The organism is Burkholderia sp. PAMC 26561 (genome assembly GCF_001557535.2).
In the GTDB taxonomy this organism is placed as follows: Bacteria; Pseudomonadota; Gammaproteobacteria; order Burkholderiales; family Burkholderiaceae; genus Caballeronia.
On sequence record NZ_CP014315.1, the window covers coordinates 210,550 to 236,666 of the forward strand.

The 26,117-nt window shown below is 60.5% G+C and carries 25 protein-coding genes; 11 read left to right on the top strand and 14 right to left on the bottom strand.

Going from position 1 to position 26,117, the window contains the following annotated elements; all coding sequences use genetic code 11:
* The first annotated feature begins 14 nt into the window (after positions 1–14).
* Positions 15–212, top strand: coding sequence for a hypothetical protein (locus tag AXG89_RS35605; protein ID WP_062001376.1), 198 nt, complete (start codon positions 15–17; stop codon positions 210–212).
* A gap of 79 nt (positions 213–291) precedes the next feature.
* Here AXG89_RS35605 and AXG89_RS35610 read toward each other — a convergent pair whose 3' ends face one another.
* The 6 genes from AXG89_RS35610 to AXG89_RS35635 all read right to left on the bottom strand — a co-directional run bounded on the left by AXG89_RS35610 (position 292) and on the right by AXG89_RS35635 (position 7,159).
* A complete protein-coding gene (locus tag AXG89_RS35610; protein ID WP_236873664.1) occupies positions 292–753 on the bottom strand; it encodes a DUF6622 family protein in 462 nt (153 codons plus the stop codon).
* A gap of 194 nt (positions 754–947) precedes the next feature.
* A complete protein-coding gene (locus AXG89_RS35615; protein WP_062001374.1) occupies positions 948–1,799 on the bottom strand; it encodes a carbohydrate ABC transporter permease in 852 nt (283 codons plus the stop codon).
* 17 nt (positions 1,800–1,816) lie between these two features.
* On the bottom strand, positions 1,817–2,725 hold the full coding sequence (locus AXG89_RS35620; RefSeq protein ID WP_062001373.1) for a carbohydrate ABC transporter permease: 909 nt from the start codon (positions 2,723–2,725) through the stop codon (positions 1,817–1,819).
* A 57-nt stretch (positions 2,726–2,782) separates the two neighbouring features.
* Positions 2,783–4,015 carry an ABC transporter substrate-binding protein gene (locus AXG89_RS35625; RefSeq protein ID WP_086386611.1) on the bottom strand — a complete coding sequence of 411 codons (1,233 nt, stop codon included), beginning with the start codon at positions 4,013–4,015 and terminating at the stop codon, positions 2,783–2,785.
* A gap of 34 nt (positions 4,016–4,049) precedes the next feature.
* Positions 4,050–6,005, bottom strand: a complete 1,956-nt coding sequence (locus tag AXG89_RS35630; protein ID WP_075358123.1) for a beta-galactosidase — start codon at positions 6,003–6,005, stop codon at positions 4,050–4,052.
* A gap of 11 nt (positions 6,006–6,016) precedes the next feature.
* Complete coding sequence (locus tag AXG89_RS35635; RefSeq protein WP_119024773.1) at positions 6,017–7,159, bottom strand: ABC transporter ATP-binding protein; 1,143 nt, start codon at positions 7,157–7,159, stop codon at positions 6,017–6,019.
* A 281-nt stretch (positions 7,160–7,440) separates the two neighbouring features.
* Between AXG89_RS35635 and AXG89_RS35640 the strand changes: the two genes are divergently transcribed.
* Positions 7,441–8,460, top strand: a complete 1,020-nt coding sequence (locus tag AXG89_RS35640; RefSeq protein WP_075358125.1) for a LacI family DNA-binding transcriptional regulator — start codon at positions 7,441–7,443, stop codon at positions 8,458–8,460.
* A 4-nt stretch (positions 8,461–8,464) separates the two neighbouring features.
* Here the strand turns inward: AXG89_RS35640 and AXG89_RS35645 are convergent, their stop codons facing one another.
* Positions 8,465–9,850, bottom strand: coding sequence for a dihydrolipoyl dehydrogenase family protein (locus AXG89_RS35645; RefSeq protein ID WP_075358126.1), 1,386 nt, complete (start codon positions 9,848–9,850; stop codon positions 8,465–8,467).
* Positions 9,851–9,926: 76 nt separating this feature from the next.
* Between AXG89_RS35645 and AXG89_RS35650 the strand changes: the two genes are divergently transcribed.
* Positions 9,927–10,943 carry an AraC family transcriptional regulator gene (locus AXG89_RS35650; protein ID WP_236873665.1) on the top strand — a complete coding sequence of 339 codons (1,017 nt, stop codon included), beginning with the start codon at positions 9,927–9,929 and terminating at the stop codon, positions 10,941–10,943.
* 4 nt (positions 10,944–10,947) lie between these two features.
* Here AXG89_RS35650 and AXG89_RS35655 read toward each other — a convergent pair whose 3' ends face one another.
* Complete coding sequence (locus AXG89_RS35655) at positions 10,948–11,298, bottom strand: DOPA 4,5-dioxygenase family protein (RefSeq protein ID WP_075358128.1); 351 nt, start codon at positions 11,296–11,298, stop codon at positions 10,948–10,950.
* A 190-nt stretch (positions 11,299–11,488) separates the two neighbouring features.
* The gene (locus tag AXG89_RS35660; RefSeq protein WP_086386612.1) at positions 11,489–13,000 is read right to left on the bottom strand and encodes a CoA-acylating methylmalonate-semialdehyde dehydrogenase; all 1,512 of its coding nucleotides are present in this window, start codon (positions 12,998–13,000) and stop codon (positions 11,489–11,491) included.
* Positions 13,001–13,112: 112 nt separating this feature from the next.
* Between AXG89_RS35660 and AXG89_RS35665 the strand changes: the two genes are divergently transcribed.
* Positions 13,113–14,054, top strand: coding sequence for a LysR family transcriptional regulator (locus AXG89_RS35665; protein WP_075358184.1), 942 nt, complete (start codon positions 13,113–13,115; stop codon positions 14,052–14,054).
* Positions 14,055–14,078: 24 nt separating this feature from the next.
* Here AXG89_RS35665 and AXG89_RS35670 read toward each other — a convergent pair whose 3' ends face one another.
* Positions 14,079–14,585: an RrF2 family transcriptional regulator gene (locus AXG89_RS35670; RefSeq protein WP_062001364.1), complete on the bottom strand. Its 507-nt coding sequence runs from the start codon at positions 14,583–14,585 to the stop codon at positions 14,079–14,081.
* A gap of 251 nt (positions 14,586–14,836) precedes the next feature.
* On the opposite strand from AXG89_RS35670, the gene AXG89_RS35675 reads away from it, so the two are divergent.
* Positions 14,837–16,057, top strand: coding sequence for an NAD(P)/FAD-dependent oxidoreductase (locus tag AXG89_RS35675; RefSeq protein ID WP_075358130.1), 1,221 nt, complete (start codon positions 14,837–14,839; stop codon positions 16,055–16,057).
* Here AXG89_RS35675 and AXG89_RS35680 read toward each other — a convergent pair.
* Together AXG89_RS35680 and AXG89_RS35685 are read right to left on the bottom strand one after the other, a co-directional pair.
* Entirely contained in the window at positions 15,988–17,262 is a 1,275-nt protein-coding gene (locus tag AXG89_RS35680) for a diaminopropionate ammonia-lyase (protein ID WP_075358131.1), read from the bottom strand. The two genes, AXG89_RS35675 and AXG89_RS35680, sit on opposite strands and share 70 nt — an antisense overlap.
* Positions 17,262–18,437: a M20 aminoacylase family protein gene (locus tag AXG89_RS35685; RefSeq protein WP_075358132.1), complete on the bottom strand. Its 1,176-nt coding sequence runs from the start codon at positions 18,435–18,437 to the stop codon at positions 17,262–17,264. The genes AXG89_RS35680 and AXG89_RS35685 overlap by 1 nt, the downstream gene beginning before the upstream one ends.
* Before the next feature lie 146 nt (positions 18,438–18,583).
* Here AXG89_RS35685 and AXG89_RS35690 point away from each other — a divergent pair, with 146 nt between their 5' ends.
* On the top strand, positions 18,584–19,063 hold the full coding sequence (locus AXG89_RS35690; RefSeq protein ID WP_075358133.1) for an Lrp/AsnC family transcriptional regulator: 480 nt from the start codon (positions 18,584–18,586) through the stop codon (positions 19,061–19,063).
* On the opposite strand, the gene AXG89_RS35695 is transcribed toward AXG89_RS35690, so the two are convergent.
* Both AXG89_RS35695 and AXG89_RS35700 read right to left on the bottom strand, forming a co-directional pair.
* Positions 19,060–20,238, bottom strand: coding sequence for a pyridoxal phosphate-dependent aminotransferase (locus AXG89_RS35695; RefSeq protein WP_075358134.1), 1,179 nt, complete (start codon positions 20,236–20,238; stop codon positions 19,060–19,062). The genes AXG89_RS35690 and AXG89_RS35695 overlap by 4 nt on opposite strands.
* Positions 20,239–20,283: 45 nt before the next feature.
* Positions 20,284–21,207: a LysR family transcriptional regulator gene (locus tag AXG89_RS35700; protein ID WP_062001359.1), complete on the bottom strand. Its 924-nt coding sequence runs from the start codon at positions 21,205–21,207 to the stop codon at positions 20,284–20,286.
* Between the two features lie 77 nt (positions 21,208–21,284).
* Between AXG89_RS35700 and AXG89_RS35705 the strand changes: the two genes are divergently transcribed.
* The 5 genes from AXG89_RS35705 (at position 21,285) to AXG89_RS35725 (ending at position 25,965) form a co-directional block, all read left to right on the top strand.
* Positions 21,285–21,965: an HAD-IA family hydrolase gene (locus AXG89_RS35705; protein ID WP_075358135.1), complete on the top strand. Its 681-nt coding sequence runs from the start codon at positions 21,285–21,287 to the stop codon at positions 21,963–21,965.
* A complete protein-coding gene (locus AXG89_RS35710; RefSeq protein ID WP_075358136.1) occupies positions 21,962–23,092 on the top strand; it encodes a DSD1 family PLP-dependent enzyme in 1,131 nt (376 codons plus the stop codon). Before AXG89_RS35705 ends, AXG89_RS35710 begins: the two co-directional genes overlap by 4 nt.
* A 225-nt stretch (positions 23,093–23,317) precedes the next feature.
* A complete protein-coding gene (locus AXG89_RS35715; RefSeq protein WP_075358137.1) occupies positions 23,318–24,397 on the top strand; it encodes a catalase family peroxidase in 1,080 nt (359 codons plus the stop codon).
* Positions 24,398–24,535: 138 nt separating this feature from the next.
* A complete protein-coding gene (locus AXG89_RS35720; RefSeq protein WP_062001355.1) occupies positions 24,536–25,081 on the top strand; it encodes an RNA polymerase sigma factor in 546 nt (181 codons plus the stop codon).
* Positions 25,078–25,965, top strand: a complete 888-nt coding sequence (locus AXG89_RS35725) for an anti-sigma factor family protein (RefSeq protein WP_075358138.1) — start codon at positions 25,078–25,080, stop codon at positions 25,963–25,965. The genes AXG89_RS35720 and AXG89_RS35725 overlap by 4 nt, the downstream gene beginning before the upstream one ends.
* Positions 25,966–26,117 lie beyond the last annotated feature (152 nt).

The window sequence follows — 26,117 nt, forward strand, 5'->3', positions numbered from 1 at the left end:
CCTGGAGAAACTCCATGATTCACGTCACCACATGGCTGGCATCCATACTCATTGCCATGCTGGCCGTCTTTTTCATCACGATTGCGTTGCCGAATTCGGCATCGGATGAACTGAACCGCGCATCCGCGGCCCAGGCGATATTCACTGGCACGGGTGCGAGCGTGCCATCAAAGCTTGGGCTTCCCAATCCGGTGCGGCGCAAAGCCGATTGAAAACAGGCGCCTTGGCTTCAAGCTCAGGCGCGCTCTCCCATCGTCGCTGCCGATACCGGCCGGAACGCGAGGCAATACATCAGGAAACGCCCCGCAAAGATCCCGGCGACCAGGCCGGACACCAGACCCCGAGCACCACATACATCGAATCCGGCCCGGCGTGCATGACCGCCAACTCGACACCCAGCCAGAACTTCGATACGAACGTCAGCAGCATCAGCACTAGCGGCAGCACCGACCCCGGCAGCGTGACCGTCTTCAGCGCACGATCCACCGTCATTCCGGAGCGGCGAGCCAGCACGACGCCAATCCCGATTCCGAACACCGCGCCGAGAACCCAGGCGAGCCCGGTATTCCATCCTGCAGCCGGTTCCTTGAACAGGTTCAGCAAACCCCAGCCGGTGAAAATGACGGGCACGATCGCCAGTTTAGTGAGCGGCGCGGTGCCGCCTTTCATCGCCTTGAAACCGCGTGAAAGGAGATAGGCCAATAGAATCCAGACCCAAACCGGTGTGCCGTGCAAAATCGCTTCGATAGACATGAGCCTCTCCTTGATCGCAGCCGTCGGCCGCGTGAAATCCGAAATGAAACCGCTTAATCTTTACAGTGGAAATATTCTGACGCGATTCAAAACGATCGTCAATGTATCTTTCCATTGTAAAAATTTATGAAAACAGATAGATCAATTCGTATGCAGAACCGCCGGCGGACCCGTCGGCGTCAAGATAAGTCTTCTTAGCCCTTGGTCGCACCGAATGTCAGTCCGGCCACGAAATGCCGTTGCATCGCGAAGAACATGATGACCGACGGCAACGCGGCCAGGATCGACCCCGCCGACACCAGGTTCCACGCCGTCACCCATTGCCCCTTGAGCGCGGCCACGCCGACCGTGATTGGCGCAGCCTCGTCGCCCTGCGTGAGACACAACGCCCAGAAGTAATCGTTCCAGACGAACGTGAAGACAAGAATGGCGAGCGCCGCCAAAGCCGGTCGAATCAACGGCAGCACGATTCGAAAGAAAACCGTCCACTCGTTCGCGCCTTCAATGCGCGCCGCCTCGACCAGTTCGAACGGCAATTGCTTGATGAAGTTGCGCAGGAACAGCGCGCAAAATCCGGTCTGGAACGAGATATGAAAGAGGATCAGCGCGCCGACCGTGTTGAAGATGCCAAGCTGCAACGACAAATCGCGCACGGGAATCATCAGGATCTGGATAGGCACGAAGTTGCCCGCGACGAAGGTCGCAAACAACGCCGTGTTGCCGCGAAAGTTGTAGATGGCCAGCGCAAAGCCGGCCATCGATGCAAGTACGATCGACCCGATCACCGACGGCACCGTGATCAGCACGCTGTTCCACAAGTAGTGGAGCATGGGCGATGTCGTCAGTGCATCGCTGTAATTGGCTATCAGGGAAAAGTGCCGTGGCCAGCCCCAGTAGTTGCCTTCGACGAGTTCATCGGAGGAACGAATGGAGGTGACCATCACCGCGATCAGCGGCAACAGCCAGATCACGAGCGCAACCGGCAACGACAGCTTGTAAAGCGCCCGGTTGACGGGCTTCCATTTGGCGACGGGCATTGGAAACATAGTGCGCTCCTGACTTCTTAACGTTCGGTCCGCAGCATTCTGCGCAAGTGATAAACGATGTACACCATCATGATGGCGAACAGCACGACGGCAATCGCGGCCGAATAACCAATGCGGTAATACTTGATCGCCTGGTCGTACATGTAATAGGCGAGCACGGTCGAGCTCTCGTACGGACCACCGCCGCTCATGACGGAGATCAGATCGAAACTGCGCAACGCGCCGATGATCGTTACCACGATCGCCATGAACGTGGTCGGCCGGAGTTGCGGCAGGATCACGTGCCACAACATGGTCCAGCCCTTCGCGCCTTCCATGCGCGCCGCCTCGATCTGCTCGGAGTTGAGCGATGTGAGGCCGGTCAGGTACAGGATCATGCAATACGCGGTCTGCGGCCAGAGCGCCGCGAAGATGATGCCGAAGGTGACGTATCGTGCGTCGCCGAGTACGGGCACACCGTGCCCGAGAATGACCTTCAGCAAGCCGAAGGTCGGGTCGTAGAACCAGCTGAACATCAGGCCGACCACAACGCCCGACAACACGAACGGCGCGAAAAACAGCGACTTCACCACGCGAATGCCGCGCACCGCCTGGTTCAGATACAACGCGACGGCAAGACCCATCGGCGGCGCGAGCAGGAACAGGATCAGCCACAGCACATTGTTCTTGAGCGCCGTATAGAACGTCGGAGCATGGAACAATTCGATGTAGTTATCGAAGCCCGCGAAGGTCTTCTCCGTCATCCCGTCCCAGTTGTAGAAACTGAGTGTGACACTGGAAATGATCGGCCAGATCACGTAGATCGCGACCATGATGCACGCCGGCGCCAGGAACAGGAACGCGGCCAGCCGCTGCTGCCGCGCAGTTGCCGACATCCGCTTGCGACGCTTCGGTTTGGCCGCCGCAACGCTGAGGGTTTCAGACATACAGTGCTCCCTGTCCTTCAAAAAGGCGGCCCATCGCACGCGGGCCGCCGTCCCGCATCACTTCTTGTAAATGCGCTTACGCGTGGCTTCGAGCTGCGCCAGGATTGCATCGAGTTTCGTCGGATCGGAGACGAACTGCTGCATGCCCTTCATGCCTTCATCGGCCATTTCCTTGGTCATGTCGCGGTCATAGAATTGCGCGATACCGCCCTTCGTCTGCGACAAGATCTGGAAGCCGATCTTCGAAATGGGATCGTCCGGTTCCGGCGCCTTGCTGTTCGCCGGCAGGGAGCCAAGACCCTTTGCGAGCTGCGCGCTGATCTCGGGTGTCTCCACGAAAGCCAGGAACGTATGGGCGTCCGCCTTGTTCTTCGCCTTCGACGGAATGTGCAGCGACTCCACCGGACCATCTTCGGCGGTCGGCACATTGCTGTCGATGATCGGGAACTGGAAGTAGCCCATCTGCGGCTTGATGTTCTGCGGGAAGCCGGCGGTGATGAACGTGCCCATCAGCATCATCGCGGCCTTGCCCTGGAACAGGAACGGCTGCACGGCGTCGAGATCGTAAGAGAGCGAGTTGTCGATAAAGACCTTGTTGTCGATCAGCTCCTTCCATGTGGTATAGACCTTCTTCACGCGCGGGTCGGTATAAGGCACGTCGCCTGCCATCAGCTTCTGATGGAACGCGTTGCCGTTGATGCGCAAGTCGAGGTAATCGAACCAGCCTGCAAGCGTCCATGCATCGCGGCCGGCGACCGCGACCGGCGCAATGCCCGCGGCCTGGAGTTTCTTGCAGGCGTCGAGGAATTCGGGCCAGGTTTTCGGCTCGGCTGCGATGCCGGCCTTCTGGAACAAGTCCTTCCTGTAGAACATGCCCCACGAGTAGTACACGGTCGGCGCAGAGTACTGCTTGCCGTTATACGTGGACGATTCTTTCGTCGACGCATACATGGCGTCCCAGTTGTTCTTCTTCCAGTCCGGCGTCAGGTCTTCAAACAGCCCGCGCTTCGCGTAATACGCCATGCGTTCGCCGTTGTGCCAGTTCACGATATCCGGCGCGACAGTCGAGAGCCAGCCGGGAAGCTGGACCTTGTACGCTTCTTCATCGACGAAGGACACCTTCACGTCGATATCCGGATGCGCCTTCTTGAAGGCATCGAAGGTCTGTTGCCAGACCGTGCGCTGGCTTGCCCCCTTGAACGCGATGTTCACGGTGAGCGTTCCTGCTTGCGCAATGCTCGCTGTAGCCAGCGCAACGGCCAGAGCGACGCCGGTCAATCCGTTGCGCATTCCATTACCAGTGAAAATTTTCATGCGTGTCTCCTCATTGATGAGTGTTGTTTGCTTTGTAAATCGCGACGCCTTGCGGTTCTACTTCCTCCTGCCCGACTATGAAGCTGGCTGCATCAGTGATTCTGTGAGCCGTTGAGTTGTAATTGAAGAGATACATAAGCGGCCCGCGCCGGCTAATGCGAATGCCTTCGGGCAGCGGTTCTGCATCGAGTCCCGCTGCTTTCGCCGCATCCTGGAAGATCGATTGCGTCAGGGCGTCGTCGAAGAGACTCGCAAGGTAACGGATCGATCCATGACGCAGGATCGCGGGATGACCATCGGCGAAGTTGCTCTCGATCTGCACGCCTTCGCCCGCTTCAATCAGGTCACGCCAGTGACGGCTTTCGCCGCGTTGCCCGACCTTCTCGGTCACGTTGGGACGCATCGATTCAACGCGCCAGACGCGCATTGGAATCAACTGGGCGAGTTCTGCGCCGGGCGGCAACGCATCGGGAATGGTGAGATTCTGCGTCTTCGATCCCGTGCGTGGTCCCAGCACGACTTGCGCACCGCTTGCGGCAAGCCTCGCGGCAAAGTCGTCAGGCACGACCGGCAGCGGCGGCACCACGATCAGCTTGTACTTGTCCAGGGGCGCGTCGGCCGGCACGATATCGACGTCCAGTCCCAGGCTTCGCAACGCGCTGTAGTACTCGAACGCGAATCGCGGATAGTGGAAATCGACGCCTTGCGGATGAATCTCGAACAGCCACTTCGCTTCATAGTCCCAGACCAGTGCAACTTTCGCAGCGACGGGCAGCTCGCCGTCTTCTGTCACGACACGATCTATTTCCTTCGCGACCAGCGACGCTTCCTCGCCACCCAGATCCAGCTGGTTATCGGGCGTATTCAAACCCGCATGCATTTGTTCCTGTGCGAACGGCGCCTGACGCCAGCGGAAATACGAAACGCATCCCGCGCCATGCGCGAACGCTTCCCAGCTCCACAGCTTCACCATGCCCGGCAGCGGCGCCGGATTCCAGTGCGCCCAGTTCACCGGTCCGGGCTGTTGCTCCATCACCCAGAACGGCAGCTTCGACATCCCGCGATACACATCGTGATTGAACGATGCGAAATCCGGATGCCCGGTACGCAGCCACTTTGCCTTGATCGACGGGTCGAACCACTGCTCTTCGAGCGCACCCAGCGGATAGCTGTCCCACGTCGCGATGTCCAGGTCCGCGGCCACCTTGTAGTGATCGAATTCCGTGAAGAGCTGCATGAAATTGTGCGCGACCGGACGCTCCGGCGAATGCGCACGGATGATGTCGGTTTGCATGCGGTTGAAACGCACGACTTCATCGGAGGAGAAGCGGCGGAAATCCAGCCGGTGAGACGGATGCGCTTCCGTCACGGTCGCGACCGGCAGATCGATCTCGTCGAAGTTGCGGTATTCCATGCTCCAGAAGACCGTGCCCCACGCGGTGTTGAGCGCGTCGATGGTTGCGTAGCGTTGCTTGAGCCACGCCCGGAAGCGCTGCAGTGCAGCCGGCGAATAACTGACCACCGTGTTGTGGCAGCCGTACTCGTTATCCGTTTGCCAGAACGCGACGGCTGGATGCTTGCCGTATCGCTTGGCAACCGCCGTGCAGATTTTCTGCGATGCCTCGAAGTACGAAGGCGACGAAAAATCGTAATGACGGCGCGAGCCGAATGCACGCGGACGGCCATCGGCGCCTATGGGCAAGATGTCCGGATGACGGTCGATCAGCCACTTCGGCGGCGTTGCGGTCGGCGTGCACATGACGACTTTCAGGCCTGCATCGGCGAGCGTATCGATCGCCTGATCAAGCCAGTCCCATTGATATTCACCCGGCGACGGTTCGATCCGGCTCCACGCGAATTCGGCGATCCGGACACGGTCGATGCCCAGCGCCTTCATGCGCGCCGCATCGTCTTTCCACATCGATACGGACCAGTGTTCCGGGTAATAACAGACTCCAAGACGCATGCGAAGCGCTCCTACGCAAAGTGGGGAATGACGGCCGACGTGACGGCGAAGCCGTCCTCGGTGAAAAGATGACAGCAGGCGGCCGGCACTTTGAACGCGACGTTATCGCCTTGTTTCGGCGTCCTGTCGCCTGGCGCCTTGGCAATCAGAACCACGCCGCCGGCTTGCTCCAGATGGAGATAGCTGTGCTCGCCAAGCTGTTCGACGAGCGACACCGTGCGCGTGATCTGCTGTTTTGACGCGTTGCTTGCGATCGGTTCAAGATGCTCCGGACGAATGCCGAGCGTGATGGTCTGGCCCGGCGTCAACGCATCGCCGTTTGCCTGGACTTCGAGTTGTTCGCTGGTGCCGTCGAGCGCGATCAACACGCTTTCCGCATTGCCCGAGACCACGCGCGCGGGCAGGAAATTCATTCGCGGCGAGCCAATAAACCCAGCCACGAAGCGGCTCTTCGGCCGGTGATACAACTCGAGCGGCGCCCCCACTTGCGCGATGCTGCCGTACTTCGCGGTATCGGCGCCGGCGTGCAGCAACACGATCTTGTCGGCCAGCGTCATGGCTTCGATCTGATCGTGCGTCACGTAGACGACGCTGGCTTTATCGAACTGTTTATGCAGCCGCGCGATCTCCACGCGCGTTTGTCCGCGCAGCGTGGCGTCGAGATTGGAAAGGGGTTCGTCGAAGAGAAACACGCTCGGGCTGCGCACGATCGCGCGGCCGATCGCCACGCGCTGACGTTGTCCGCCCGATAACTCTTTGGGCCGTCTTTCGAGCAAGGCGTCGAGTTGCAGTACGCGAGCAGCTTCCCTCACCTTCTTGTCGATGACGTCTTTCGGCGTCTTCGCGAGCGTCAACCCGAACGCCATGTTCTGGTAGACCGTCATGTGCGGAAAGAGCGCGTAGCTCTGGAACACCATCGCTACGCCGCGTTGCGCGGCAGGCACCTCGTTGACCAGTTTTCCATCGATATAAAGATCGCCGTCCGTGATGTCCTCGAGACCGGCGATCATGCGCAGCAGCGTCGATTTCCCGCATCCCGAAGGACCCAGGAACACGCAGAACTCATGCGCGCCGATTTCCAGATCCACATCGCGGATCACCGGCGCGTGGTCGCCGTACGCTTTCTGAACTGACCGTAAAGAGATGCTCGCCATGCCGACGTCTCCGTGTTTTACCGAGGAGACAAAATAAGGTTAAGCGCTTAACCTTCCGCCAGTGAAAAACGATCCCTGTACAGGATCGCCTTGTCTGGCTGTCTCCGTCTTTGTGTTTTTGAACTGCCTTGGACGCAAATCTAGCCGCCTCCCCGGAATTATACAAATGCCGGGAAGCCATCCCAAAATATGAGACATGGCGACGATGCTTGCACATAACCGTGCGTTCGCGGAACTTAGGCGACGTTCTGACTCGCGTTAACCCTTCCCCTAGAGATTCGATGACCACTTTGGCCGAAGTTGCCGCGCGCGCAGGCGTCACGCCCGCTACCGTATCGAACGTACTGCGCAAGCGCGGCAAGGTCGGCGAGGCGACGCGGCAACGTGTGCTCGATGCAGTGGATGCATTGGGGTATCGGCCGCATCTGACTGCGCGCGCACTTGCCGAAGGCAGCGCGCCGACGCTCGCGCTGATGGTGTCGAGCATCGCGAATCCGTTTTATCCGGAATTCGCGCTCGCCGCCGAACGCGCGGCGCGCAAGAACGGCCGCTTTCTGATTGTGTGCAACACCAACGAAGATCCGGTGATTGCGCGTGCGTATCTCGATCAGATTGCGGGGACGTTGTCGGAAGGCGTGCTGGTGATGAACGCGAAACTCGACTTCGAGGACCTCGAGAAGACCCTCGCGCGCGGCACGCCGATTGTATTGTGCATGTGGGAACGGCCGGATGTATCGCCGGGAGTGCCTTGTGTCGCTGTCGATTTTTTTGCGGCCGGAACGCTCGCCGCGCAACACTTGCTGGACCTGGGGCACACACGCATAGGCGCGATCGTCGCAAGCCAGCGTGACGGTGTGCAGGCCGCGCGCTACGAAGGGTTTTGCCACACGTTGCACGAGGCCGGCGTTGCGCACTTGGAAGAGGACGTGCGTTTTACGCGCGATGAAGTGCAACATGGCTACGATGCCGCTTGCGATTTGCTGAGCGCACAGCCGGACCTCACCGCCCTCTTCGCGACCAACGACCTGCCCGCGCTCGGTGCGATGCACGCCGCCGCCGATCGCGGCATGCGGATTCCGCAGGACCTGTCGGTGATCGGCATCACCGATATTCAGCTCGCACGGGAATCGCGGCCGGGTTTGTCGACCATAGCCGTTCCCACCGATGCCGCCGCCGCAATGGCCGTCGAATTGCTCGAAGCGCTGATAGAAAGCGGCGGCCGCGACCAGGACGCGCCGATGCGCGTTGCGCCCCAACCTGTGCTGGTGCAACGCGCATCGACGGGACCCGTACGCAGGTAGCTTTTTACGCCCGTTCCGGAACCTTCGCGAACAACAGATTCAGCCCTTCTGCGATAGTCGGATGCGCGAGGATCGCGTCCCTCAACGCGGTGTACGGAAGCTTGCCGAGCATCGCCATTTGCACCACGGCTACGACTTCGCCTGCGTTCGAACCGAACATTGTGAAGCCCAGGATGCGGTCCGAATCCGCCGCTACGACAGCTTTCATGAAGCCCTGCGTGTCGCCCGTCGTGCGGGCGCGCGGGATGCCGGCCATCGGCAATTTGGCGACGCGCACCGCGATCCCCTGGCGTTGCGCATCACTTTCATTCAAGCCCACGCGCGCCAGTTCCGGTTCAATGAACAACGCGTACGGAATTTCGCGATCGCGCGTGGTCAGCGTGCCGCCTGCAAGTTGTGACTTCAGTACGCGGTAGTCATCGAACGATGCGTGCGTGAACATCGGCGTGCCGGCCACTTCGCCGATCGCCCAGGTGTTCGGCGCGGAGGTAGCAAGGCGCTCGTCGACCCTGATGAAGCCGCGTGTATCGAGTTCGACGCCCGCGACCTCCAGACCGATGTTCGCCGTGCGCGGCACACGTCCCGTCGCTACGAGGATATGCGAACCGTTGAGGCTCGAACCATCGGCGAGGTCCACCGTCACCGAATCGCCCGAACGACCACTTACACGCAGCGCCTTCACCGAGACGCGGACATCGATTCCTTCTTTCGCGAACGCGGATTCGATTGCATCGGTTACGTCGGCATCCTCGCGCATTGCAACGCGCGGCGCCTCTTGCAAGACCGTCACCCTGCTGCCAAGCCGGCGAAACGCCTGCGCCATTTCCAGCCCGATATAACCGCCGCCGATCACGATCAGATGTTCCGGCAAGGCGTCGAGCGCGAGCGCTTCCACGTGGGTCATCGGATTGGCATCGCGCAGACCGGGGACGTCGGGAACCGCTGCATATGTACCCGTGTTGATGAACACATGTTCGCCTTCCACCACACGTTCGTTGCCATCGTTCATGGCGACCTGAATGCGGCGGGGCGCCACGAAACGTCCTGTACCGAGAATCAGATCGAAGCCTGACGCAGCGAACGCTTTCGCATTGATATCGACCATGCCGTCCACAACGTCACGCACATACCGATGCACCTTCGCCATATCGACCTTGTTGTCATGCGCGCCGCCTTGCAGGATGTCGGCAGATTGAACGGCATGCATGATCCGTGCGCTTTGAATCAGCGCTTTACTCGGGATACACGCAATGTTGATACACGACCCGCCGATCATGCCTTCCTCCACCACGGCAACGCGCTTGCCGGATTTGGCGAGTTCCATGGCGAGCGTCTTGCCGCCTTTTCCGCCGCCCAGGAATACGTATTCGAACTTTTCGACTGTAGACATTTCAGCTCCTTTGAATTTGGTCGCGGGCCACGCCCGTGCTGTGACTGAAATGTAGACCTCGCAGCATGGAAAGCCCATGTCGAGTCGGCTCGAATCACTGCTCGCGCGTCTCATGGCGCTGAAACACGCGCTGGTAAGATCGCTACGCCATCCCTTTCTACCTGGTAATTACATGGAAGCGCTCGACCGGCTGATCCAGTTATCCCGCCTGCAAGGCGCGCTCGATCTGCGCTGCCTCCTGAGCGGCGAGTGGACACTCGACCATCCGCCAGCGCCGCCGAGCGAGGCCGTGTATCACGTCGTGCTTGCCGGAAGCTGTCTGCTCAAGTTTCGCGGACAGGCGGATGTAAGGCTGGAAACCGGCGATATCGTGATGTTGCCGCGCGGCGATGCGCATGTGCTGCAGGGCGAGGAATCGTCGGATCAAAGCGTGCCACGCGAGATGGAGAGTCACTACAACGGCGCGGTGACCGTGCGCACGAACTGCGGGCCGAATGCGGCTAGTCTCGATCTGCTATGCGGGAAATTCAACTACGCGGCGAATGCGTTGCTGATCGATGTGCTGCCTGACATCGTGAAAATGTCGTTCGAGCGCGATGACGTTCCCGACCTCACGCGCATGGTCGGCATGATGCGGCGCGAGTCGAGCGAGGCGGGGCCGGGGGCGCACTCGATCATATCGGCGTTTTCCACTGCGCTTTTCACGATGCTGCTGCGCGCGCATCTGGCGCAACAGCCGTCGAAAGCGGACGTCCTCGCGCTGCTTGCGCATCCGCGTCTTGGATCATCGGTCATTGCGATGCTGGAGCGGCCTGCAGAGAAGTGGACGATCGAAATGCTGGCACAGCAATCGGCGATGTCACGCGCGACTTACGCGCGAGCGTTCGGTGCGTTGACCGAAGACTCGCCGATGAGCTTGCTCACACGCATCCGCATGCAGCTCGCGGGAATGTTGTTGACGCGAACGGCGAAGAGCATCGCGGAGATAGCCGACGACGTGGGGTATCAATCCGAATCGGCGTTCAGCAAGAAGTTCAAGGATACGTATGGTGTGGGCCCGGGCGCATACCGGCAAGCGCGAGCGGGTGGCTAGGCGATTACATCAGGCTGCCGAGCACCAGTTCGTGCGAGTGTCCGATCCAGACGGCGGCATCGCGATGATCACGAAGTGCGTTGCCGGTATTGGGATGGATGAAGACATCGAGTGAACCGTGATTCAGCGTGAGCCATTCCACGATAACGGCGAACTGGCCGGGCTCGAACGCGAGCTGATACGACCATTGCGGATGTGGACCGACAGGTTTCTCGTGAAAGCGTCCGAGTTGAAGGATGTCGCCCAAGCGGCTAGCGATTTCCTCGCGAAGTTGCCAGGCGGCGTCGCGGGTCGAAGCGTTGAAGTAGACGTGGGCATGCCACGATACGACGGGAGAAACGGTGGGCGTGTTCATGGATGGCGTGGGACTCGGGAGGTGGCTGCCGCACGTGTGCGGCGATTCCTGAGTTTAGCCAAAACGGATGAGGGGTGCTTGGGGTTGGCGGAGGACATGCGACTAACAACGACCGCGCGAAAGCCTTGACTGCAGCAACCCGGCACCGCCCCAACCAACAGTGCCGGCCCCGGGCTACAAACCAACCCCCTTACTTACTCGTAGGCATCGCAAACTCGGCGCCCTTCTCGGTGCTCTCCGGCCACCGTTGCATGATCGATTTCTGCCGCGTGTAGAACCGCACCCCTTCCTCGCCGTAAGCGTGCATATCGCCGAAAAGGCTGCGCTTCCAGCCACCAAACCCGTGCCAGGCCATCGGCACAGGAATAGGCACGTTGATCCCGACCATCCCGACTTCAATACGCCGACCGAACTCACGTGCAACGTGGCCATCACGTGTATAGCAGGCCACGCCATTCCCAAACTCGTGGGCGTTGATCAGATCGACAGCTTCGGTAAAGTCCTTGACCCGCACGCAGGCCAGCACCGGACCAAAAATCTCTTCCTTATAGATGCGCATCTCGGGTGTCACGTTATCGAACAGCGTGCCGCCGGTAAAGAAGCCTTCCTCGTGCCCCGGCACCTTGAAACCACGTCCGTCGACGACCAGTGAAGCGCCCTCCTCCACACCCAGCGCGATATACCCTTCAATGCGTTCCAGCGCCTGACGGGTCACGATCGGGCCCATCTCGGCATCGGCTTCCATGCCGTTCTTCACGATCAGCGAACGCGCCCGCTCGGCAAGCCGCGGAATCAACTTGTCAGCGACATCGCCCACGAGCACCGCAACCGAAATCGCCATGCAACGCTCGCCGGCTGATCCATAACCCGCGCCGACCAGTGCATCGATAGCCTGATCCAGATCGGCATCCGGCATCACGACCATGTGATTCTTCGCGCCGCCCAGCGCCTGCACGCGCTTGCCGTGCTGCGCACCGGTCTGATAGATGTAGTTCGCAATCGGCGTGGAACCCACGAAGCTGATGGCCTTCACATCGGGATGCACGAGCAGCGCATCGACCACGACCTTGTCACCCTGCACGACGCTGAACACGCCATCGGGCAAACCGGCTTCCTTTAACAACCCCGCCATGAATAACGATGCCGACGGATCGCGTTCGCTCGGCTTCAAGATGAAGCAATTGCCCGCTGCAATCGCGACCGGGAACATCCAGCACGGCACCATGCAAGGGAAGTTGAACGGCGTGATTCCGGCAACGACGCCCAGCGCCTGACGCGTGGTCCAGTTATCGATACCTGTCGACACCTGCTCCGTGAAATCGCCCTTCAGGAGTTGGGGAATACCGCAAGCAAACTCGATCACATCGATACCGCGCGACACCTCACCCTGCGCGTCGCTGAAAACCTTGCCGTGTTCGGCCGTGATGATCGCGGCAAGATCGTCGCGATGCTTGTTCATCAACTCGAGGAAACGCAGCATCACGCGTGCACGGCGAATCGGCGGGGTTTCGCTCCAGCCGGCAAACGCTTTCTTCGCGCTCGCGACGGCTGCGTCGACATCCGCAACATCACCCAGGTGCAGCGTGCGCGCTTCGGCGCCCGTCGCCGGGTTGAAGATCGGCTGGGTGCGCGTTCCCGTGCCGGGTACACGACGGCCCTGGATGAAATGGCCGACGTCCGCGCGATCGCTGAAGCTTTGCATGATGAGGCACCTGATTGGTTTGGTGGAAAGTCTGTCGAGTGTAAGAACCCGGGACACGTCTGCAAAGACGTTATGATTGAAATGATTGTTTTCTATGGTGAACAATGGGCATATGGAAACGCAACGAGTCGAGGCTCTCTGGACGCATCTCTACTGGCTGACAATCCTCGCGCAGCAAGGCAGCTATACGCGCGCAGCCACACGGCTTGGCGTGAGCAAGGCGGCCATGAGTCAAAGAATAGTCGAACTGGAGCGCGCCGCAGGTGTGTCGTTGGTGCAGCGCACCACGCGCAGTGTGCGGCTGACGGAGGCAGGACAACGTCTTGTCGATCAAACGCGCGGGCAGTACGAAGGCATTGCGCAGAGCTTTGCGGGCGTACGCGATTCGGCAGGAATTGCACGTGGAGAGCTGCGTGTGACTGCTCCGGTTGCCTTTGCGCGGCAGCAACTCGTGCCGCATTTATCGGCGTTTCTAAGGGCAAACCCTGAAGTGCGCGTGCAACTGGAAGTATCGGACAGGATCAGCTCGCTCGCGAGCGAGGGTTTCGATCTCGCGATTCGACACAGCGCCGTCGCGCCCGAAACACATGTTGCCTGGACGCTGTGCAAGACGCGTTCGGTGATCGTGGCGACACGCGCGTATTTGAAGCGTCGTGGCACGCCTTCGACGCCGCAGGAACTGGCCGCGCACGATTGCCTCTTTTACCCGCGCGCGCAAGAGGCCCCCGCGTGGACCTTCGAACGCACGACCGGGCGCAAGTCCGCTACGGGACGCGTCACGGTGCCTATCAACGGACCTTTCTCGGCGAATAACAGCGAGACCCTGCGCGACGCCGCCCTCGATGATCTCGGCGTTGCACTGGTCCCTGACTTCAGCGCCCAAGCCGCGCTACGCGCCGGTCAACTCGTGCGCCTGTTGCCCGATTGGCAACCTACCGGCGTTTTTGCAGAGCAGCTTTATGTGGTACGTCCGTATGCTTCCCACGTGCCACGCGCGGTGACGGCGTTTGTATCGTATTTGCGCAAGACGTTCGAGGATGGATTTTCGGACTAGCGTCGGTGTTTGAAGACCAGCGCTTTAGCTTGCGGCGCGTTTGTCGATCCAATTGACGATCTCGGCGTGATACGTGCGCGGCGCTTTCGCCACGGTGCGCGCCGCGAGTCCCGCGAGTGTCTGCGCTTCGAGCACCTCTTGCATGCTCTTCTCCGCCTCGATCATGACCGCATGAATGGAACATGTGCCGCTTGTGGCCCACTTGGGAGCGGTATCGCCGAAAATCGCGCAGCGCGCGCGAATCTCGCGGCAATCGAAAAGCGGCTTGGGTCCGTCGATGGCTTGCACCACGTCAAGCACTGTGATGCGTTCGGCAGGACGCGCGAGCGTAAATCCTCCACGTGCGCCTTCGGTAGCGACCGTCAAGCCGGCCTTATGAAGCTTGGTGAAAAGCTTCGCCACGTAATCCACCGACAATCCCTGCAGTTCCGCCAGATCCCGCACGCTCGCCTCGCTGACACCAGCCGGCGCGTCGGTCAGATACAGCAGGCAATGCAGCGCGTACTCGACGCCTGAACTGATGTGACTCATTCCATCTCCGACTCATCAAATCCTAGTTTAGGCATTCTATTCCATCCGGAGGCGGGAGGCAATGCTCGTCTTCTCAGCGATGAAAATCGCGTCATTCTTCATATTCATGATGGCTATCTCTCCATATAGCAACATGCAATATTCGGATCGATGTGCGACATCATCGCACTTGCAAGATATATCTACGACTTGTACAGTCGTAGTTATCGCAGGAAATTACGGCGACCCGATTAACGAATTGAAAGCGAAAAATGACTGATAGTCCCAAGAGAATTCTGGTGATAGGCGCCGGCTTCGCCGGCATGTGGAGCGCGCTTGGCGCAGCTCGTTTGATCGATGCCGCGAATACGAACGGCGAGCCCATCGAAGTTGCCTTGATTGCGCCCGAACCCCAGTTGCATGTTCGCCCGCGCCTTCATGAAACCAACCCGCTTGGTCTGAAAGCGCCGCTGTTGCCGCTCTTCGATGCAACCGGCGTCCGCTTCATCCAAGGCAGCGTGCGCGATATCAAGGCCGCGGATCACACTGTCGAAGCAGTGAATGCGGACGGCAGCACATTCACCGTGCACTACGACAGGCTGGTGCTCGCCAGCGGCAGCGCGCTGTTTCGTCCGCGCGTTCCTGGCCTGGACACGGCCGTGTTCAGCATCGATCAGATCAGCGACGCCGCGCGTCTGGAAGAGCATCTGCGTGGCCTCGCCAATCAGCCTGATTCGTCCGCGCGAAATACGGTTGTTGTCGTAGGCGCGGGTTTCACCGGGATCGAAATCGCGACGGAATTGCCCGAACGCTTGCGTTCGTTCCTAGGCGCGAACACTGCAGTCAGGGTGATCGTGATCGAGCAAGCGGGCGCGGTGGGTCCGGACCTGGGCGCCGGGCCGCGGCCGGTTATTGAGCAGGCGTTGACCGGACTCGGCATCGAGGTGCGTCTGAACGTTGCGGTGAGCAGTATCGATACTGACGGCATCGTTACGTCGGACGGCGAGCGTATCGAGGCGAAGACGGTGATCTGGACAGCAGGCATGCGCGCCAATTCGCTGACGAAACAACTCAACGCCGAGCGCGATCCGCTCGGGCGTCTACACGTGGATGCGAACTTGCGCGTGCTGGGAGTGGACGATGTATTCGCCGCCGGCGACGTCGCTTTTGCCACCACCGACGACCTCGGCAATCACGCGCTCATGTCATGCCAGCATGCAATGAACATGGGCCGGTTCGCGGGACATAACGTGGCGGCCGACATGCTTGGCAGCGAGCCTCTACCTTATCGTCAACCGGTTTATGTGACGTGTCTCGATCTCGGGTCGTGGGGCGCGGTCTTCACGGAAGGATGGGACAGGCAGATCAAGCTCGTTGGCGACGAAGCGAAAGCGCTCAAGCGCCAGATCTGTACCGAGTGGATTTATCCGCCGGCAGCGGATAGAACAGCCGCGTTCGATGCCGCCGATCCCAATATCACCGTCGTAGCTTGAGCACCTTGCCATTGTCGTTGCGCGTGGAGCACGTCCTCTGCGCGCAACGACGTCAATTGCCGATACAACGCTGGCGCGGTTGCGCCTTCAGTATTCAGCAAGAGCACGTGCGAATGCTCATCGAGTGCAAGCGCAACGCGCTCTTTTGCGTCGCCAGTTGCTTGAATCAATCCCGCAAGTCCAGCCGCTCCGGACTCCCCCGCCACGACGGGAATATCGCGCGTTGAACCGGCAGCAAGAATGCGCATGGCTTCGATGGCGGTTTTGTCTGACACGGTCATGAACGCGTCGGCGAGAACGCTCAGAAAGCGCCACGCCAGCGGCGACGTTTCTCCGCATGCGAGTCCGGCCATGACCGAATCCACGGAACCCGTTGCATGGGCTGCATGTCCTCGAAGCGCGCTTTGATAAAGACATTCGGCCTGATCGGGCTCCACGATGATGAAACGCGGCCGTTGCTCACCGTCGCGCTCTGCAAAATAGCTGATCACCCCGGCAGCCAATCCACCCACCCCGCCTTGAATGAATACATGCGTATAGGGCCGGCCATCGTTTTGTTCGATTGCTTCCGCAGCGATGGTTCCATAACCCTGCATCACGTCGCGCGGAATCGTTTCGTAACCGTCGTACGAGGTATCGGACACGACGTGCCAGGCATTTTTCTTCGCAAGCCGCGCGGCTTCCTTCACCGACTCGTCATAGTTGCCCTCGATCTGCACGATCTCCGCGCCGAGTGCTGCGATTGCCAGCCGCCGTTCATCGTTCACGTACTTGTGCAACACGATCACACATCGGCAACCGATACTGCGCGCCGCCGCGGCCAATGCGCGGCCATGGTTGCCATCGGTTGCGCTGATCACGGTGAGGTTGCGCAGCAGCGTCGTATAGTGTCTATCGATCAGTTTTGCAGCGTCAAGATCGTGGCCCTGGAAGAGCCTTTTAATCAGCCGCATCAATGCGATCGGCGCACCAAGCGCCTTGAAACTCCCCAACGGCGATCGATGCCCTTCGTCCTTCACGCGAATCGATCCCACTCCCAGCCTTGAGGCAAGATCCGGCAAGTCCCAAAGAGGCGTCGGTCCCGCGTTCAACCCGTCCCATGCCGATAACCACGCGCGGCTTTCATCGGCGGCATGGATGTTGAGAATCTGGCGAAGCGAATCGTCGTAGTCATTGCGGCGCGCATTGGCGTTGATTTGAAGCATCAGACTGTCCTCTGGACGTTTTCAACGGGTAATTTCAAACGCACGATCTCCGCAAAATAGCGCGCGCCGGTGGACAGGATGGCGTCGTTGAAGTCGTATCGTGCGTTGTGTAGCGGAGTCGCACCGGCTTCGCCTCCGGCACCATTACCGATAAACGCAAAGTTGCCCGGCACCACTTCGAGGAACGCGCCGAAGTCTTCGGAGATCATCAACGGTGCGACGTTGCTGTCTACCTTGTCTGCACCCACAATAGCCGTGGCCGCCGCAATCGCGGTCGCAACGCATGAAGGCGTGTTGACGGTCGGCACGAACTCATGCGTGTACTCGAACGTGCATTGCGCGCCGTGCGCAGCACAGATGCCTTCGCACACGCTACGCATGCGCTGCTCCAGCAGCCTTTGAACCTCGGGCGTATAGCTGCGCGTATCGCCCTTGATCACCACCTCGCCGGGAATCGCGTTGCGGATGCCATCGGTGAAAAGCTCGGTGCAGGAAACGACCGCAGGCACGCCCGGTTCCACGCTTCTCGATACGACCGTCTGCAACGCCAGCACGATTTCCGCCGCAATCACAATCGGGTCGATCGTCATATGCGGTCGTGCCGCGTGGCCGCCACGCCCGTTGACGCGGATTACGAAGTTGTCTTCGCTCGCCATGATTCCACCGGCGCGCGTCGATATGGTGCCTGCGCGAAGCCCTGGAATGTTATGAACGCCGTAGATTTCATCGACGGGAAAACGTTCGAAAAGCTTGTCGGCGATCATCGCCTTCGCGCCCTTCCCGTGTTCTTCCGCCGGCTGGAAGATAAAGCGCACCGTGCCGTCGAAGTCGCGCCGCTCGAACAGCAACTTCGCGGCGCCGAGAACCATGCTCATATGGCCGTCGTGACCGCATGCATGCGACTTCCCCGCATGAACCGATGCATGGGCGCGCTCAGGCGCCTGCTCGTGGATATTCAGCGCATCCATCTCGGCACGCAGGCCGATCACGCCGGGCCCGTCGCCGCAAACAAGGTTCGCGACAAACCCGGTCCCGCCGATACCCCGCGTCACCTCCAGCCCAAGACCTTCGAGCACGCCGGCCGCGAACACACTCGTCCCGTGTTCCTCGAACCCGGTCTCCGGCACACGATGAAACCAGTGCCGCCACTGCGTCAATTGCTGCTCGAAATCCATCTCGGGTCTCCGATGCCGTGTATGGACTCAAGTATAAGAACCCGGCATGAGAAAAAATCCCGCGAATACGCCTATCGCCGATAATTCGATTCTATTTCCGGCGTTTAGACTCAAAGAACACTGCATCGATCAAACAGGACCCGCATATGGCACTCGATCGGCTCGACGTCCGCATCCTCAACTTGCTGCAAGAAAACGCGGCCACGCCGTTGCGCGTGATCGCAACCGAAGCCAACGCATCGGTCGCGACATGCCAGCGCCGGATCGCGCAACTCAAGGCGGACGGCGTGCTGCTCAAGGAAGTCGCGATTGTCGACCGGATGCGCGTGAGCCGGCCGCTGACCATTTTTGTATCGGTGGAACTGGACAAGCAGAACGATTCGCTGCTGCGCGCTTTCGAGCGCCGCATGATGAGCGAAGGTGATGTGATGGCGTGCTACGAGGTATCGGGGGAATTCGATTTTTTGCTGATCGTGAATTCCGCCTCGATGGAGACGTATCACGCGTTCACGCGAAGGCTCTTTTCATCGAACAACAATGTGCGCAACTTCAAGAGCAACTTCGCGATGAACTGCTCGAAGTTCGAGACGAAGATTCCCCTGGATGATCCAGAGGAATCAGCTTAACGCCTGATACTCGCTACAAAGGTCGCGATGCGGTCGCATGCTTCGGCGAGACGCGCTTCATCGAGCACGAAGCCCAGTCGCACGAAACCCGCCGCGGTTTCTCCGAACGCACTGGCATCGAGCACCGACACACCCTGCGCCCGAAACAACTGCCAACTGAAATCGTAGGCGCTCAAGCCCGTGCCGGTTACGTCGACTATCATGAACATGCCCGCCTCCGGCAACAGGCAATGCAAGCCTGCCACATCGCGCAGACGATCGAACACAATGTCGCGGCGACGTCTGTAGATCTCGCGCATGTCCGCGACGATCTGCGGGCGGTTTTCGAGCGCGGTCATTGCGGCTTGCTGGATGAAGCCCGGCAAACCGTAGAGCATGCAAAGCGCCAGGCGTCCAAGGTGTTCTACAAGCGTCTTCGGACCGATCACCCAGCCCACGCGCCATCCCGGCATTGCATGGGATTTCGACAAGCTGCCGATCGTCACGGTGCGCTCGGCCATGTCGTCGAGCGAGGCAATGCTGACATGCTCGCGATCGAATGTGAGGTCCGCGTAGACCTCGTCCGAGACGATCCACAGATCGTGTTTTTTCGCCAGCGCCGCAATGCGTTCAAGATCCGGACGCGGCATCACCACACCCGTCGGGTTGCACGGCGTGGCGAAGAAAATGGCTTTGGTGCGCGGCGTGATGGCGGCTTCGAGCGCGTCGCAATCGAGATGAAACGCCTTCGCCGGGTCTACGGCCACGGGTACGAGCGTCGCGCCGGTGACACGCACGCTGGCCTCGTAAGTCAGGTACATCGGCTCGGGCACGACGATTTCATCGCCTGCTTCGCACAAGCATAACGATGTCGCAAAGAGTCCGTTCTGCGCGCCCGCGACGACGATCACGTTGTTTTCATCGATACCCTGATTGCCGGTCTGCTGCACGTGATCCCGCGCGATCGCCGCACGAAGCGGCGCACGTCCCACCACATCCGCGTAATGCGTATCGCCTTCGCGCAATGCACTGACCGCGCGATCGACGATCACTTCGGGCGTCGCGAAGTCCGGGTCGCCGACGCTCAGAATAATGACGTCTTCGCCCTTGTTGAAGGCTTGCTGCGCTGCGTGATGAATTTCCCACGCGGCCGTGCGCTTGCCTTGCAGACGCTCGACGAGATTCGAATACTTCATGCGGCCACTCCCTTGAAGCGTGAATCGTTTGATTATAGCGGCGGTCTATCGGCTGTTTGTCGTGGCCGCGCCCAGATTCGTCGCGAGATAAGCCAGCAACGCCTGGACACGCGAAGAGCGGCCCTTGCGCGATGGAACCAGTGCGATGACCGGCGCGCTGCCAAAGTCCCACTCGCCCAGAAGCCGCACGAGCTTGCCCGATGCAACCGCGTCCGCCACGTCCCATTGCGAACGCAGCACGAGCCCCAAGCCATCTTCGGCCCAACGACGCGCAACACTGCCGTCGTTGGTACTGAATGCAGCGGTGACACGCAGTGCGAGCGGTGCGGAATGCTTGGCGCCGGTCTGCGCGCGCCGTCGGCGCACCCGCCAGAGCGTCACGTCTTCATCATTCTCGCGGATGCAGATGCAATCGTGATCGAGGATCTCGCGCGGTTCACGCGGATAACCCCGGGCCGCGATATAACCCGGACTCGCGCATAACCATCGTTCGTTGGCGAGCAGCGACCGCGCAGTCCACGACGTGTCGCGCACCGTGCCGATCTGGATCACGACGTCGGCGTCGTGACTATGCGGCCAGGGCGTTTCCAGCAGATCGAGTTGCAGCCGGATCTCCGGATTCTCCCGCGCAAATCGCGCGAGCAACGGCGCCACATGCACGCGGCCGAAGCCGAAAGGGGCTGCGATGCGAATGTGGCCGGCGAGACGCGCGGTTTCATCGCGGAACGTATCCGGAAGCGCTTCAATGGCGGTGAGAAGACCCTGCGCTTCCCGCGCGAGGCGCGCACCGTCGGCGGTCAGCGACATGTTTCGTGCATCCCGCGTGGCGAGCGTTACGCCGAGCGTTTCCTCCAGCTTCTTGAGCCGCATGGAAAGTGCCGATGTCGTCACGTTGAGCACGCGCGCCGCCGCACTGAGCGATTCCGATCGCGCGAGCGTAGTGACGAGCCTGAGATCCGCCAGTTCCATCGTTCAGTTTTTCTTAAGGATAGATGTGTGTGAATTTAACCATAGCTTAATGTTTTATCAGTAAAGTTGCGTCCATCATGCCAAACCAATCTGCCTCGACATACCCGAAAGCGGTGCTCTTCGACCTGCTCACCGCTCTCTTGGATTCATGGACCTTGTGGAACCGTGCAGCCGGCAGCGAGGCCGCGGGACGCACGTGGCGCGCGGAATATCTGCGCCTGACCTACAACCGCGGCGCGTATGTGCCCTACGAAGAACTCGTGCGTCAGGCCGCGTTGCAAACCGGCCTGGACGAGTCGGCAGCACGCACGCTCGAAGCCCAGTGGCTGCAACTCGCGCCGTGGAGCGGTGCGCGCGATTCATTGCGCAAGCTCGCGCCGCACTGCAAGCTGGGAATCGTCACGAACTGTTCCGATCGGCTGGGCCGGCAAGCCGCCGACCTGTTCGATATCGACTGGGACGTGATCGTGACGGCCGAAAACGCCGGTTTCTATAAGCCCGATCCGCGTCCTTATCAACGGGCGCTGGATCGCCTGAACATGAACGCCGACGACGCCGCTTTCGTCGCCGGTTCGAGCTACGACATGTTCGGCACCGCGAAGCTCGGCTTGCGTACCTACTGGCACAACCGCGTGGGCCTCGATCTCGTCGATGGCGCACAGCCACCCGAAATCGAAGCGCCCACGTTCGATGCGTTGCTGCCGTGGCTGCGCCAATTCGGTTCATCGAAGGCATCGAAGGAAGACTCCGCACAATGAAACTCGACCAGATCGAAACGCCCGCCGCGCTGATCGACCGGCCGCGCATGATGCGCAACATCGAACGCATGCAGGCGCATATGAACGCGCACGGCGTGGCGTTCAGGCCGCATGTGAAGACCTCGAAGTGCGTGGACGTGGTGCGCGCCCAGCGCGATGCCGGCGCTCGCGGCATCACGGTGTCCACGCTCAAGGAAGCCGAGCAATTCTTCGCGGCCGGCTTCAGCGACATCCTGTATGCGGTGGGCATGGTTGCATCGAAGCTGCCGCGTGCATTGGCGTTGAAGCAATCTGGTTGCGATTTGAAACTGATCGTCGATAACCTCGAATCGGCGCGAGGCGTCGCGGAGTTCGGCCGTTTGCACGGCGTGACCTTTGAGGTGTGGATCGAAATCGATACCGACGGCCATCGCTCCGGCGTCAAGCCCGGCGAGGCGCGCTTGATCGATATCGGCCGCGCCTTGCATCAGGACGGCGCGCGCCTGGGCGGCGTGCTGACGCACGCGGGATCGAGCTACGAACTGAACACGGCCGAATCACTCGCCGCGCTCGCCGAGCAGGAGCGCGCCGGTTGTGTGCAGGCCGCCGAGCGCCTGCGCGAAGCGGGTTTGCCATGCGATGTTGTCAGCGTCGGCTCTACGCCGACCGCCCTCGCCGCGCGTCACCTTGAAGGCGTGACCGAAGTTCGCGCGGGCGTGTATGTCTTCTTCGATCTCGTGATGCGCAACGTGGGCGTATGCAATACGGCCGATCTGGCGCTGAGCGTGCTGACCACGGTCATCGGTCATCAGGCGGATAAAGGCTGGGCCATTCTCGATGCCGGCTGGATGGCGATGAGCCGCGACCGCGGCACGGCGAAGCAGACGCATGACTACGGCTACGGCCAGCCATGTACGCTCGACGGCTCGCCGCTCGAAGGCTACACATTGACCGGCGCAAACCAGGAACATGGGATCCTGGCGAACACGGGTCATCCGGACGGAGACATCACCGCGCACTTGTCGGTCGGCACGCGGCTTTTGATCCTGCCGAACCACGCCTGCGCGACCGGCGCGCAATACCCGGCTTATCACGCGCGTTTGGGCGCGGACGAGATCGAAGTGTGGGACCGGTTTTACGGCTGGTGAGGCGGCGCTTGCCTCGTCAGACGAGCTACCGGAAAACGCTGAAAACATTCACCCGCCCGAGCAGTTCCAGGCAAACGGCGGTTAAACCCCCGCCAAATTTTTGACAGAAGGTCAACAGACAACTTTTTGTCCGACTATACTTGCGGCCTTTCTGACTTCCTGGCTTGCCCGCATCGCTGGCCTTAGGCCGATGCCACACGGCAGCAACGAAGCCAAAGTTTTGCCATGACTGAAAAGCGCCGCCGTCCCAGCCTGATATCCCGCTACGCCCTGATTGCTGCAACGATTGGCGGTATCGCGGGATTGTTTGCGTGGACCGGCGGATGGATTCATTGGCCACATGATCAGCAGACGCTTACATCGGCCCGGTTGATCGATGCCTTCGAATCCGATACAAGCCCACACCCCGGCTTCCGCCGCAATCATGCGAAGGGTGTATGCGTGAGCGGTCGCTTCGAAAGTAACGGCAACGGCGCGCAGCTTTCTCGAGCAAGCGTGTTCGAGCGGGGCACGGTTCCGGTGGTCGGGCGCTTGTCGGCGCCGGGTTTCGACCCGACGCAAGAAGACGATACCGCGATGGTCCGCAGCTTCGCCCTGCGCTTCACCTTGAGCCACGGCGAGCAATGGCGCACCGCGATGAACTCCGTGCCGATCTTCGCCGTCAGCACACCGGAAGCGCTGTATGAGCATTTGGCCGCGTTGCGGCCGGACGCCGCGAGCGGCCGCGTCGACCCCGCGAAGATGGAGATGTTTCTGGAAAAACACCCTGAAACAACGGCTTTTCACGAATGGCTGGCAAGTCACCCGGCGTCATCGAATTTTTCCAACGCCAGTTATTTCAGCATCGACGCGTTCAGGTTCACCAACGCCCAAGGCAACACGCATTTCGTTCGATGGAGCGTCGTGCCCGACGCGGCATACCAGCCCGTCAGCACAACCGATGCGCGCGATCCGGACTTCCTCGCGCACGACCTGAGCAAGCGCCTCGAGCGCGGTCCCGTGCGCTGGCATCTGATGATCACGCCGGCCGCGCCCGGCGATCCGACGAACGACGCCACCCGCGTCTGGCCGCAAGAGCGGGAGTTGCATCGCGTGGATGCGGGTGTGGTGGTGATCGACAGGGCGGAGTCGCAAATCGATGGAGCCTGCCGCGATATCAACTTCGATCCGCTGATCTTGCCGGCTGGAATCGGACCGTCGGACGATCCGCTGCTGGCCGCGCGCTCATCGGCATATTCGGTTTCTTTCAACCGCCGTACACAAGAAGAAGCGCAGGCGGCGCAAGCGGGAAACTCACGCCGCTAGACCGTGCGGCAAGCCGGACGGGTATGCGGCGAAATGCCCGATTGCAAGTTAAACTACCCGGTTCGTTTCACGCAGCTCTCGCGTGCATGCTGCTGGCAGCATCCGGACAAGACACTGGTACCAGGAGATATTCGTTCGATGAACGGTGCAGACTTACCAAGCATGCTTCCCGAAATGCTGCCGCGCTTGTGGGCCTTTGCGCTGCGCATATCGGGCGACCGGCACGACGCCGAGGATCTCGTCCAGCGTGCGTGCCTGCGCGCGCTCGAACGGGCGCATCAATTGCAGCCCGATACGGCCCCGTTGAGCTGGATGTTTTCGATTGTTCATTCCACCTGGATCAACGAATTGCGGGCGCGAAGCGTGCGCAAACGTTCGAGCATGGACTGGGACGACGACTTCCTGGAGAACATCGCCGACCCCGTGGATAAAGGCCCGGAAACGCAGCTCATGCACGGCCAGATCATCAGCGCCGTGGAACGCCTGCCCGAAGCGCAGCGCGTGGTGATGCTGCTGGTCGCAGTCGAAGGGCTGAGTTACCAGGAAGCTGCAGATGTACTCGAGGTTCCTATCGGAACCGTCATGAGCCGCTTATCGCGCGCACGGCAAGCAGTCGGCGCGCAGTTCGGCACGCACGAACCGAAGCCAAAAGCCTCGGCGACGCGAAAGGACTCAATCGCATGAAAACCGATGAAGTAATGTTGATGGCGTATGTCGACGGTGAACTGCCGCCCGACCAGCGCCATGAAGTCGAGGAACACATTCGCGCGTCAGCCGAGGCGGCAGAGCTGGTCGAGTTGCTGAAGGCGTCGCGCGTGGATTATCGGGGCGCGTTCGCCGCACAAAAGTTGCCGCCTGTACCGGATTCGCTGACGCAGAAGATTGAAGCGATGGCACGCGCGCATGCCGCGCCCGCAGTCAATGACAACGCCGTTCCCTCGTCAGCCGGCGGGCCCGTTCGCTCGCGTATGCGCTCCGTTCCCGCGTGGCTTGCTGCTGCCTGTGTAGCAGGCGCGTTCTGCGGCGGCTTGTTCCTGCGACTCGGTCCTCTTTTGGACCACGGCCCATCCGGTTCGATGGCCGCAAGCAATCTCTCGCCGTGGGTTCAGGCCGCCACGGGTTACCAGAAGCTCTATACCCGCGACACGCTGGCCTATGTCAGCGAGACGCCGGAAACATCGTCGAAAACGGTCGATGACATCCGTCGCGAAGACGGTCTTGCATTGCGCATCCCGGATTTGCACAGCGCCGGCCTGACGTTCAAGACCGTGCAGCGCCTGCGTTTCAACAACAAGCCGCTCGTTCAGATCGTGTATCAACCCGAGAAGGGTGAACCCGTCGCGCTTTGCGTGATGAAGGACGTGAAACCGGATCAGGCGGTGGCGGGTCAGGACGTCGATTCCATGCAGGTGGTGACCTGGCGTCAGGCCGAACTGAGCTACGCGCTGATCGGCAAACACGACGGCGTGGACCTGAATGCGCTCGGCAAACAGATCTCGAACCGCGAGGTGGAGCAGCTTTTCAGCGATTCGACGTCCGTGGTGCTTCCGGGCTCATTGGCTGGCTGAATTTCCGCAGTCAACATGTCGTGGTCATCCAAGTTCGCGCGTTTTCTCTGGTATGACCATCGAACGTGTGGTTTGCACGAAACAACGTTTAAGCGTCCGCACCAAATCGCAGTTACACTTGTTACAAGTCCCGCCGGAGCTGGAAAAGCGTG

Coding starts and splice junctions, on each gene's coding strand:
- AXG89_RS35700 (WP_062001359.1), bottom strand. CDS start 21,207: ATGGAACTGGCGGATCTCAGGCTCGTCACTACGCTCGCGCGATCGGAA.
- AXG89_RS35640 (WP_075358125.1), top strand. CDS start 7,441: ATGACCACTTTGGCCGAAGTTGCCGCGCGCGCAGGCGTCACGCCCGCT.
- AXG89_RS35650 (WP_236873665.1), top strand. CDS start 9,927: ATGTCGAGTCGGCTCGAATCACTGCTCGCGCGTCTCATGGCGCTGAAA.
- AXG89_RS35605 (WP_062001376.1), top strand. CDS start 15: ATGATTCACGTCACCACATGGCTGGCATCCATACTCATTGCCATGCTG.
- AXG89_RS35655 (WP_075358128.1), bottom strand. CDS start 11,298: ATGAACACGCCCACCGTTTCTCCCGTCGTATCGTGGCATGCCCACGTC.
- AXG89_RS35690 (WP_075358133.1), top strand. CDS start 18,584: ATGGCACTCGATCGGCTCGACGTCCGCATCCTCAACTTGCTGCAAGAA.
- AXG89_RS35670 (WP_062001364.1), bottom strand. CDS start 14,585: ATGAGTCACATCAGTTCAGGCGTCGAGTACGCGCTGCATTGCCTGCTG.
- AXG89_RS35710 (WP_075358136.1), top strand. CDS start 21,962: ATGAAACTCGACCAGATCGAAACGCCCGCCGCGCTGATCGACCGGCCG.
- AXG89_RS35620 (WP_062001373.1), bottom strand. CDS start 2,725: ATGTCTGAAACCCTCAGCGTTGCGGCGGCCAAACCGAAGCGTCGCAAG.
- AXG89_RS35660 (WP_086386612.1), bottom strand. CDS start 13,000: ATGCAAAGCTTCAGCGATCGCGCGGACGTCGGCCATTTCATCCAGGGC.
- AXG89_RS35615 (WP_062001374.1), bottom strand. CDS start 1,799: ATGTTTCCAATGCCCGTCGCCAAATGGAAGCCCGTCAACCGGGCGCTT.
- AXG89_RS35645 (WP_075358126.1), bottom strand. CDS start 9,850: ATGTCTACAGTCGAAAAGTTCGAATACGTATTCCTGGGCGGCGGAAAA.
- AXG89_RS35675 (WP_075358130.1), top strand. CDS start 14,837: ATGACTGATAGTCCCAAGAGAATTCTGGTGATAGGCGCCGGCTTCGCC.
- AXG89_RS35680 (WP_075358131.1), bottom strand. CDS start 17,262: ATGCTTCAAATCAACGCCAATGCGCGCCGCAATGACTACGACGATTCG.
- AXG89_RS35610 (WP_236873664.1), bottom strand. CDS start 753: ATGTCTATCGAAGCGATTTTGCACGGCACACCGGTTTGGGTCTGGATT.
- AXG89_RS35695 (WP_075358134.1), bottom strand. CDS start 20,238: ATGAAGTATTCGAATCTCGTCGAGCGTCTGCAAGGCAAGCGCACGGCC.
- AXG89_RS35720 (WP_062001355.1), top strand. CDS start 24,536: ATGAACGGTGCAGACTTACCAAGCATGCTTCCCGAAATGCTGCCGCGC.
- AXG89_RS35715 (WP_075358137.1), top strand. CDS start 23,318: ATGACTGAAAAGCGCCGCCGTCCCAGCCTGATATCCCGCTACGCCCTG.
- AXG89_RS35635 (WP_119024773.1), bottom strand. CDS start 7,159: ATGGCGAGCATCTCTTTACGGTCAGTTCAGAAAGCGTACGGCGACCAC.
- AXG89_RS35725 (WP_075358138.1), top strand. CDS start 25,078: ATGAAAACCGATGAAGTAATGTTGATGGCGTATGTCGACGGTGAACTG.
- AXG89_RS35630 (WP_075358123.1), bottom strand. CDS start 6,005: ATGCGTCTTGGAGTCTGTTATTACCCGGAACACTGGTCCGTATCGATG.
- AXG89_RS35685 (WP_075358132.1), bottom strand. CDS start 18,437: ATGGATTTCGAGCAGCAATTGACGCAGTGGCGGCACTGGTTTCATCGT.
- AXG89_RS35665 (WP_075358184.1), top strand. CDS start 13,113: ATGGAAACGCAACGAGTCGAGGCTCTCTGGACGCATCTCTACTGGCTG.
- AXG89_RS35625 (WP_086386611.1), bottom strand. CDS start 4,015: ATGCGCAACGGATTGACCGGCGTCGCTCTGGCCGTTGCGCTGGCTACA.
- AXG89_RS35705 (WP_075358135.1), top strand. CDS start 21,285: ATGCCAAACCAATCTGCCTCGACATACCCGAAAGCGGTGCTCTTCGAC.